Below are 8,580 nucleotides of genomic sequence, written 5' to 3'. Positions count from 1 at the left end.
GCGCCACCAGCGGCGCGCGCGCCCACAGCGCGATGCCGGTGCCGGGCACCAGGTCGACCTGCGCGCGCGTCGCGGCCCAGGCCTGCTCGAAGGCGACCGGCAGGTTCCAGGCCTGCGCCGCGAGCTGCGCATACAGCGTCTCGAAGAAGTACTCGGCCAGCGCATCGTCGAACGCATCCTGGAAACCCATCGCCGCCAGCACGCCGGCCGGCAGCAGCTGCGGTGCGATGCGGGCCGCGGAGTTCCACAGGTTCAGGCCGACGAAGAACGGCCGGTGCCGGCCACCGCCGGTCAGCGCATGGGCCAGCTCGGGCGGCGCCACCATCACCGGCAGGCCGTCGCTGCGGCGCATCAGGACGCCGTCGACGACGCCCTTGTCGTCGCGTTGCCAGTCGGCGGCGCTGCGCTGCTCGTCATGCAGCGTCACCGCCACGTCGGTGCCTGCACCGCTTGCCAGCTTCGCGATGCCTTCATGGTTGTCGAAGCCGCAGACGTGCACGATCTCCGGCCGGAACGCCGCGCACAGCGCCGTCAGCTCGGCGAGCGTCGGGTTCACGGCCACGCGCCAGCGCGGGTCGTYGCCGGCCAGGCCGAAGGCGCGGCGCACGCGTTCGGTCTCGTCGGTCGCGTCATAGGCCTGCGCGAGCGCGCCGGGCAGGCTCTGGACGACCAGCACCCGGCCGTCCATGCGGCGTACCGGCAAGGGCGCCCGGTCGGCGAGGTCCAAGTGGCGCATCACCGTCAGGCCGGATCCGCCCGCTGCAGCGGACCCGCCGGTGCGCCGGTAGCGCCGCGTGGCGCGCGACAGCACGAACTCCCACGGGAAGATGCGGCCTTCCCAGCCGATGCTCTCGGCCTCGAACGGCATCGTCACGACGACGCGGCCGGCCTGCGCGATCTCGCGCAGCGCCTCGTCCGTCAAGCCGAAGGCCTTCAGCGTCGCGGTGGCGTCGACCTGGTGGCGGTCGGCCACGTCGGGCATGTCGCGCCAGCGCTCCCGGCTGCGCAGCACGTAGCTCCAGCGCAGCGCCTCGTTGGCCAGCGAACGGGGCCGCGCCACGCCGGCCGGCACCGCGCCGGGCCCGCCGAGCAGATAGCGCTTCGTGGCGGTGACGATCTGGATGCGGGGCAGGAAGCCGTCGGCTTCGTTACGCGGGGGCATGGGGTTCTCCGGTTCGTCGGTGCTCGGGGGCAGGCCGCGCGCAGTCTATCGGGATGCGGCGGCGCCGCGCTGGTAATATACGAACCATATATGATCCATACATCGCCGGCTTTCTCGGCACCCATTCACTCAGTACCAATTCATGGCGAACCAATGGGCATCGTGAAGATTTCAGACCAGATGCATGACAACCTGCGCAGCGCGAGCGATGCGCTGAGCCGCTCGATCAACGCGCAGGCCGAGCACTGGATGCGGGTGGGCATGCTGGCCGAGCTGCACCCCGCGCTGAGCTATGGCGACATCTGCCAGATGATGCTGCGCGCCGCGCAGTCGAAGGAGCCGGGGCTGACGTTCGTGAAGCCGGAAGCGCCGCGCGCGGCCTCGCTGCGCGCCCCGCGGAGGGCGGCCCGGTGAACCGCCAGGGGAATGGCCAGAGCAGCCGCCCGGCGCGCCACGTCAAGTTCCACCCGCCCGCCGACCTCGCGATGGCGCGTGCCGCCGGCGCGCTGGCCGCCGAGGTGCTGCAGATGATTGCGCCGCACGTGAAGGCCGGCATCAGCACCGGCGAGCTCGACCGGCTGTGCCACGAGCACATCGTGCAGGTGCAGAAAGCGGTGCCGGCCAATGTCGGCTACCACGGCTACACGAAGACGATCTGCGCTTCGGTCAACGAGGTGGTGTGCCACGGCATCCCGTCCGAAGGCGAGGTGCTGCGCGATGGCGACATCGTCAACATCGACGTCGCGGTGATCCGTGAAGGCTGGTACGGCGACACCAGCCGCACCTTCCTGGTCGGCGAGGTGTCGCCGCTCGCGCGCCGGCTGGTCGACACCACCTACGAGGCGATGCGCGCGGGCATCCGCACGGTGCGGCCGGGCGCGACGCTCGGCGATGTCGGCCACGCGATCCAGTCGGTGGCGCAGCGCGAGGGCTTCAGCGTCGTGCGCGAGTACTGCGGCCACGGCATCGGCCGCATCTACCACGACGAGCCGACGGTCGCGCACTACGGCCAGCCCGGCCAGGGGCTGCGGCTCGCGCCGGGCATGGTGTTCACGATCGAGCCGATGCTCAACGCCGGCAAGGCCGGCACGCGCACGCTGCCCGACGGCTGGACGGTGGTCACGCGCGACCGTTCGCTGTCGGCGCAGTGGGAGCACATGGTCGCGGTGACCGACAGCGGCGTCGAGGTGCTGACGCCGTGGCCGGAAGGCACCGGCCCCTACCCCGCGGTTCCGTAGGGCCGAGCGCCGGGCCGCCCCAAGCCGGCCCGCATCCCCCCGGGGGATCGACCGGCGTACCCGCCGGGCGAGGGGTCGTCATGACCTTCAAGGCACCAGCGAATGCACCCACGCCGACACCGCGTTGCCGCGGATCATCAGCCGGTTGCGCGCGAGGCATTCGAACTGCGCGCCGAGCTTGCGGGCGACCGCAAGGCTCGGCTCGTTGCCTTCGGCGACGACGATCTCGATGCGCTGGAAACCCAGTGCGCTGAAACCATAGCTGGCCAGCGAACGCGCGGCGCGGGTCGCGATGCCTTGCCCCTGGGCCGACTGGCGGACCCAGTAGCCAAGGTTGCAGACGCGGTGGATCGTGTTGAACTGGTTGAGCCCGGCGCCGCCGACCAGCCGGCCGCTGCGCTCGTCGAAGAGCCCGAATTCGCAGGCCTGGCCTTGTGCCAGGCTGTCGGCGCAGTCATCGACCCAGTCGATCGCGTCGCGCACGCCGTAGCCGGGGTGGCACCAATCCATCCAGCGGCCGATCGTGCCGATCGATTCGCGGACGGCTTCGGCCATGGCGCGGGCGTCGTCGCGCGTCCAGGGGCGCAGCACCATGCCATCGAAGCGCAGCGGCTCCATCGGATCGCGCGTGTCGATGCGGCGCGAAGCAGTGTCGCCCATCTCGAGCTGCCAGGGCGCAGCGGCCAGTGGCGCGGCCTCGGTGGGGGGCAGGGTGTCGTCGACGACGCGTCCACTCTGACTGAAATCACCGAAGTCATCGAGGTACGAAGCAGCGGCATCGTCGCGGGGGCGCGCGTCACGGGAGAGGACATCACGAAAGGCCATTGTTCGCATCATCGGTGGGCGCGACGCGCCGGTCGTCTTCGATCACGGTGTCCGCCCAGGCGCTGCCCGACGGGAACCCCGTGTCCTGGATCGTCGAGGGCGCAGCGGCATCGGCGTCGTGCCGCAGCGGCGCACCGCCGATGCGGGACCACAGTCGCTGGAACATCGGCGCCGCATCCTCGGCACCAGGTTTTCTGGAAGACATCGATTCCATCCCTGGAGGAACGCCGACCACCGGCGCGATGTCGGATGAATGGCAAGAAGCGGTCCATGGCGGGCCAACCGCGACGGCCGCGATTTGTCAGTCCCCGCTTGCGGCCGGGCCGCGCCGGTGCTGCGTTTGCCGCGACCATCGACACGCTGCGCCCCCGCCCTTCAAAAAGCGTCAGGTGCCGATTGCGTCGGCCGGCGGACACTTCTTGTTCCAGGGTGCCGCGGATGGTCACTGCGTCACCCGCGGCCCGTGGTCCAGCACCGCGCGCACCTTGCTCGCCAACGCCTGCGCGGTGTAGGGCTTGGGCAACAGCTCGACGCCCGGGTCCAGCCGCCCGCCGTGCACGATGGCGTTCTGCGCATAGCCGGACGTGAACAGCACCGCGATGCCGGGCAACCGTTCGCGCGCCTTGTCGGCGAGCTCCGGGCTCTTCAGGCGGCCGGGCATCACGACATCGGTGAACAGCAGGTCGATCGCCGCGTGGTGCGCCACCGCGTCGTCGATCACGACCAGCGCCTGGTCGGCATCGCCCGCCTTCAGCACCCGGTAGCCGAGCTCCTGCAGCATCTCGACGGTGGCACCGCGCACCGCGGCATCGTCCTCGACCACCAGCACGGTCTCGTCGCCGCCGGCCTCGGCGCCGCCGCCCGGCGTCGCGTCGACCGCGTCGGCGCCTTCGTGCGCACGCGGCAGGTAGAGCTTGACGGTGGTGCCCTGCCCGGGCTCGCTGTAGATCTTCACGTGGCCACCCGACTGCCGCACGAAGCCGTAGACCATCGACAGCCCGAGCCCGGTGCCGCTGCCGGTCGGCTTGGTGGAGAAGAACGGCTGGAACACCTGGGCCAGCACCTGCGGCGTCATGCCGCAGCCGGTGTCGCTGACGGCCAGCATCACGTACTGGCCCGGCTTCATGTCGACCTGGCCGCGCACGTAATCGTCGTCCAGGAAGGCATTGCCGACCTCGATCGTCAGCCGGCCGTTGCCGTCCATCGCGTCGCGCGCGTTGATCGCCAGGTTCAGCAGCGCGTTCTCGATCTGCGTCGGGTCGACGAAGGTGTTCCACAGCCCGGCGGAGACGATGGCCTCGACCTCGACGCCCTCGCCGATCGAGCGGCGCACCAGGTCCTCGATGCCATGGAGGAAGCGGCCCACGTTGACCACCCGCGGCGCGAGCGCCTGGCGGCGGCCGAAGGCCAGCAGCTGGCTCGCGAGCTTGGCGCCGCGGCGCACCGCATCGGTGGCGCTGGCCAGGCGCTGCATGACCTTCTCGTCGGCGTGCGTGAGGCGCGACACCAGGTGCAGGTTGGCCGAGATCACCTGCAGCAGGTTGTTGAAGTCGTGTGCGACGCCGCCGGTCAGCTGGCCGACGGCCTCCATCTTCTGTGCCTGGCGCAGGCGCTCCTCGGCCTGGTGGCGCTCGGTGACGTCGACCGCCTCGGGCACGATCGCGACCACCGCGCCGTCGCGGTCGTGCACCGGGCGCATCGCGAAGTCGAACTGCCGCCAGCCGGCCGGCAACAGCAGCCGGATCTCCTGGCGCAGGCTGTGGCCCTGGGCGGCCGCCTGCACCGCCTGGCGCACCGTCTGCGGCATGCCCGGCGTGCGGGCGAACCACGGCGTGTCCCAGAACGGGCGGCCGATCACCGTGTCGAGCGTCGACTCGATGCCGCGCAGCGAGGATTCGTTGGCGTCGAGCACGCTGCCGTCGAGCGCCAGCAGGCCCTGGTACTGGAAGCTGGTCGCGAAGATCGTGCGCATGCGCGCCTCGCTGGCCTGCAGCGCGGCGGTGCGCGCGGCGACCAGGGCCTCGAGCTGCGATTGCAGTTCGGTGTGCCGCACCTGCGCATCGGCCAGCAGCTGCGCGGTGCGTTGCCGCTCGCCCACTTCATGGCGATGCAGCCGCCGCGAGCAGTGCAGCGACCAGCCCAGCCACACCGCCACCGGCAGCAGCGCGCCCAGCAGCAGGACCAGCATCAGCGGCGGCGTGGCCATCGTCATCGCAGCCGGGTTCTCGACAGCCGCTTCGCATTCGCCACCGCGGTGCGGTGCACCGGCGCAAGGCCCTGGCCGAGCACGCCGAGCGCGGCCGACTGCAGGTGCGTGCCGATCGCCTGCGCCGACGGCGGCCCCCACGGCGACAGGCAGGCGCGCCACCAGAACACCGCGAAGGCCTGCTGCGCGCGCCACAGCTGCAGCCCCATCGCCATCCACGACTGCTGGAAGGCAGCGGTCTTCTCGGCACTCATCAGCTTGAACTCGCGCTGGTCGCGTGCCGACGGTTGGCCACCGGCCAGCGCCATGCGGGCGATGCGGTGCGCCATCACCGGCGGCACCGCGAAGGCGAGTTCGGCACTGCGTTTCGCGAGCGTGCTGCGTTGGCGTTTCGACATGGCGTGCTCCTGGGTTGAAGCCACTGTAAGGGCCGGCCGGCGGCTGTGGTGGCGTCGGGCTGCCGGTCGCGCTCTATTCCTACAGCGCGTGCCATCGCAGTCCGACGCACCGCGCCCCGACGCACGGCGACGATGGATCCATCCCTTCAGGAGACCACGGTCATGGCCTATCACAACGTCGAAGGCGTCGGCATCCCCGCAGGCCCGCGCGCCGCACCCGCCCTCGCACCGCGAACCGACGCGGCGCCGCGCAGCGCGGTGTCGTGGGGCGCGGTGCTCGCCGGTGCGGCCGCAGCGGCCRCGCTGTCGCTGATCCTGCTGGTGCTCGGCGTCGGGCTGGGCCTGTCGTCGATCTCGCCGTGGGCGCGCGACGGCGCCAGCGCCGCGGCCGTCGGTGTCGGCACCATCCTCTGGGTCACGCTGACGCAGCTCGCCGCGTCGGGCATGGGCGGCTACCTGGCCGGGCGGCTGCGCACGCGCTGGGCCGATGCGGCCGGCGACGAGATCTACTTCCGCGACACGGCCCATGGCTTCCTCGCGTGGGCGGTCGCATCGCTCGCCACCGCGGCGCTGCTGGGCAGCGCGATCGGGGGCATCGTCGGCACGAGCGCCCGTGTCGGCGGTGCGGCCGGCGCGGCTGCCGTGGGGGCCACGGCGGCCGCGACCGGTGCGTCGGAGCTGATGGGCTACCACGCCGACGCGCTGTTCCGCCGCGACGCCACGGCGACGGGCAGCCCGGCCGCGCCGGCCGACGCAGCGCCGCTCGCCGAGGTGACGCGCATCTTCGCCACCGCCGGCCGCGCCGCGACGCTGCCGGTGGAGGACACGCGCTACCTGGGGCAACTGGTCGCGCAGCGCACCGGGCTGTCGCAGGCGGACGCCGAGAAGCGCGTCACCGACACCTGGGCCCGGCTGCAGACCGCGCTGAACGACGCCCAGGCACGTGCACGCGATGCGGCCGACACGGCGCGCAAGGCCTCGGCCTACGCATCGCTGTGGCTGTTCATCTCGCTGCTGGCGGGCGCTTTCGTTGCCAGCCTGTGCGCGACCTGGGGCGGCAGCCGGCGCGACCTCTGAGACCTTTCATTCCGATCCCACCACCGGAGACACCTGATGCGATCCCTGCTGCTGTTCTTCCTCGGCGTGCCGATCCCGATCATCATCCTGATCGCGCTGTTCTTTCACTGATGGCGTTCCCTTGAGATGACCCGGGTCCGCACCGGCCAGGCCGACACGCCGCTGACGCGCGACGAGTTCGGGCGGCGCTTCCGGCAGCGCTGGGTGGACCCGGCGTACGACGGCGAGCGCGACGCGATCGCGCGGCTCGAGGCGATCGCCTGGCTCGCCGTCGATGAAGGCCGCAAGGCGCCGATCACCCGCCCGGCCGGCCCGGGCTTCGCGGACCCGGGCTACGAGACCTCGGTCGAGTGGCTCGACACGCACCAGCGCCTGAAGGCCGCGCAGGCGAACTGGGCGAAGCCCGGCACGCGCTCGCGGGTGCTGGTCATCTGCGCCAGCGCCCGCAACGACGGCACCTGCCCCGGCGAGATGTCGAAGACCTGGCGGCTGAGCGGCCTGGTGCGCGAGGAGGTCGAACGCGCCGGCGTCGATGCCGACCTGCTCGACCTGAGCCTCGTGACCTCGGAGTACGGGCGCCACATCCACCCGYGCAAGGGCTGCGTCGGCACCGCGATGCCGCTGTGCCACTGGCCGTGCAGCTGCTATCCCAATCACGCGCTGGACCAGGCCTCCGACTGGATGGCCGAGATCTACGAGCGCTGGGTCAGCGCGCACGGCATCGTGATCGTCGCACCGACCTACTGGTACCAGTCCCCGAGCCCGCTGAAGCTGATGATCGACCGGCTGGTCTGCGCCGACGGCGGCAACCCGGACCCGAGCAGCACGCACGGCAAGAAGGTGGCCGAAGCGAAGGCGCTGGAGGAACGCGGCTGGGACTACCCGAAACACCTGGCCGGCCGCGTGTACGGCCTGGTCGTGCACGGCGACGTGGCCGGCATCGAGCAGCAGCGGCATGCGCTCGCCGATTGGCTGGACTGGATGGGGCTCGTCGATGCCGGCGACGGTGCGCGGCTCGCCCGCTACGTCGGCTACTACGGCCCGTACTTCAACAGCCACGAGGCGCTGGATGCCGACACCGCGTTCCAGCAGGAGACCCGCCAGGTCGCGCAGGCCGTGCTGGCGGCCGTCGCGCAGCTGCGAACCGGCACGCTCTCGCGGCCGGATGCGGCGCTGGAGCCGCCCCGGCCGAAGTAGCCAGCACTCAGACCCTCGGCGGATCGCCTTCGCGTTGCGGGTGGCGGTGCTTCGCGACCGCCGCGATGAAGGCCTGGGCCGTCTTGTCGTCACCGCTGCCGAACAGCACGCCGGGGTCCGGCGAGCCATCGCCCAGCGTGGTCGGCACCTGCGCCTTCTCGATCAACGCGCGGCCGGCACCGAGCGCCAGCAGCGTCTTGCCGTGCCGCCACGTCAGCGTCGCGTACTCGAGCGCCTGCCCGAGCCCGAGCAGCACGTCGACACCCTTCGGGCCATCGGGCAGCACCACCGCGTCGAACAGCACCGGCGGCGAGTTCTCGAGCGAGCCGGTGGCCTCCAGCGGCTCGCCGTCGGCCGTGGTGACCGCGCCGATGCGCGGCGCGATCACGGTCGGCACCGCGCCGGCCTTGCGCAGCGCCGCCATCAGCTTCGCGATCGGCTTGCCGGCCACGCCATGCGCGGCGAGCAGCGCGATGC

Annotated in this window: 9 protein-coding genes and 1 pseudogene; 4 read left to right on the top strand and 6 right to left on the bottom strand. The window is 71.8% G+C overall.

Features of this window, described 5'->3' with window-relative positions:
• Nucleotides 1–1,162: hypothetical protein (locus tag AC1D01_RS12585; protein WP_477866633.1), on the bottom strand; the 1,162-nt coding region annotated here is incomplete at its 3' end.
• 153 nt (nucleotides 1,163–1,315) lie between these two features.
• Between AC1D01_RS12585 and AC1D01_RS12580 the strand changes: the two genes are divergently transcribed.
• The gene (locus tag AC1D01_RS12580; RefSeq protein WP_477866631.1) at nucleotides 1,316–1,576 is read left to right on the top strand and encodes a ParD-like family protein; all 261 of its coding nucleotides are present in this window, start codon (nucleotides 1,316–1,318) and stop codon (nucleotides 1,574–1,576) included.
• 71 nt (nucleotides 1,577–1,647) lie between these two features.
• Nucleotides 1,648–2,400 (top strand): type I methionyl aminopeptidase, encoded by a 753-nt coding sequence (map, locus tag AC1D01_RS12575; RefSeq protein ID WP_477866635.1) that lies wholly within the window; start codon nucleotides 1,648–1,650, stop codon nucleotides 2,398–2,400.
• A gap of 87 nt (nucleotides 2,401–2,487) precedes the next feature.
• Here map and AC1D01_RS12570 read toward each other — a convergent pair whose 3' ends face one another.
• The 4 genes from AC1D01_RS12570 to AC1D01_RS12555 form a co-directional block, all read right to left on the bottom strand.
• Nucleotides 2,488–3,060, bottom strand: coding sequence for a GNAT family N-acetyltransferase (locus AC1D01_RS12570; protein ID WP_477866629.1), 573 nt, complete (start codon nucleotides 3,058–3,060; stop codon nucleotides 2,488–2,490).
• Between the two features lie 151 nt (nucleotides 3,061–3,211).
• Nucleotides 3,212–3,460, bottom strand: coding sequence for a hypothetical protein (locus AC1D01_RS12565; protein ID WP_477825408.1), 249 nt, complete (start codon nucleotides 3,458–3,460; stop codon nucleotides 3,212–3,214).
• Nucleotides 3,461–3,667: 207 nt separating this feature from the next.
• The gene (locus AC1D01_RS12560; protein ID WP_477866627.1) at nucleotides 3,668–5,431 is read right to left on the bottom strand and encodes an ATP-binding protein; all 1,764 of its coding nucleotides are present in this window, start codon (nucleotides 5,429–5,431) and stop codon (nucleotides 3,668–3,670) included.
• A gap of 2 nt (nucleotides 5,432–5,433) precedes the next feature.
• On the bottom strand, nucleotides 5,434–5,829 hold the full coding sequence (locus AC1D01_RS12555; protein ID WP_477866625.1) for a polyhydroxyalkanoate granule-associated phasin: 396 nt from the start codon (nucleotides 5,827–5,829) through the stop codon (nucleotides 5,434–5,436).
• Nucleotides 5,830–5,991: 162 nt separating this feature from the next.
• Between AC1D01_RS12555 and AC1D01_RS12550 the strand changes: the two genes are divergently transcribed.
• On the top strand, nucleotides 5,992–6,906 hold the full coding sequence (locus AC1D01_RS12550; protein WP_477866623.1) for a hypothetical protein: 915 nt from the start codon (nucleotides 5,992–5,994) through the stop codon (nucleotides 6,904–6,906).
• 126 nt (nucleotides 6,907–7,032) lie between these two features.
• The gene (locus AC1D01_RS12545) at nucleotides 7,033–8,103 is read left to right on the top strand and encodes a flavodoxin family protein (RefSeq protein WP_477866621.1); all 1,071 of its coding nucleotides are present in this window, start codon (nucleotides 7,033–7,035) and stop codon (nucleotides 8,101–8,103) included.
• A 7-nt stretch (nucleotides 8,104–8,110) separates the two neighbouring features.
• On the opposite strand, the pseudogene AC1D01_RS12540 reads toward AC1D01_RS12545, so the two are convergent.
• A pseudogene (locus AC1D01_RS12540) lies at nucleotides 8,111–8,580 on the bottom strand (catalase); the annotation flags it as partial.

The organism is Rhizobacter sp. P3_B12, assembly GCF_056402895.1.
This window is presented reverse-complemented; position numbering and strand designations above follow the sequence as displayed.

Bases quoted from the DNA above. Each gene is read 5' to 3' on its own strand.
- AC1D01_RS12580 (WP_477866631.1), top strand. From the start codon at position 1,316: ATGGGCATCGTGAAGATTTCAGACCAGATGCATGACAACCTGCGCAGC.
- map (WP_477866635.1), top strand. From the start codon at position 1,648: ATGGCGCGTGCCGCCGGCGCGCTGGCCGCCGAGGTGCTGCAGATGATT.
- AC1D01_RS12570 (WP_477866629.1), bottom strand. From the start codon at position 3,060: ATGGGCGACACTGCTTCGCGCCGCATCGACACGCGCGATCCGATGGAG.
- AC1D01_RS12560 (WP_477866627.1), bottom strand. From the start codon at position 5,431: ATGGCCACGCCGCCGCTGATGCTGGTCCTGCTGCTGGGCGCGCTGCTG.
- AC1D01_RS12555 (WP_477866625.1), bottom strand. From the start codon at position 5,829: ATGTCGAAACGCCAACGCAGCACGCTCGCGAAACGCAGTGCCGAACTC.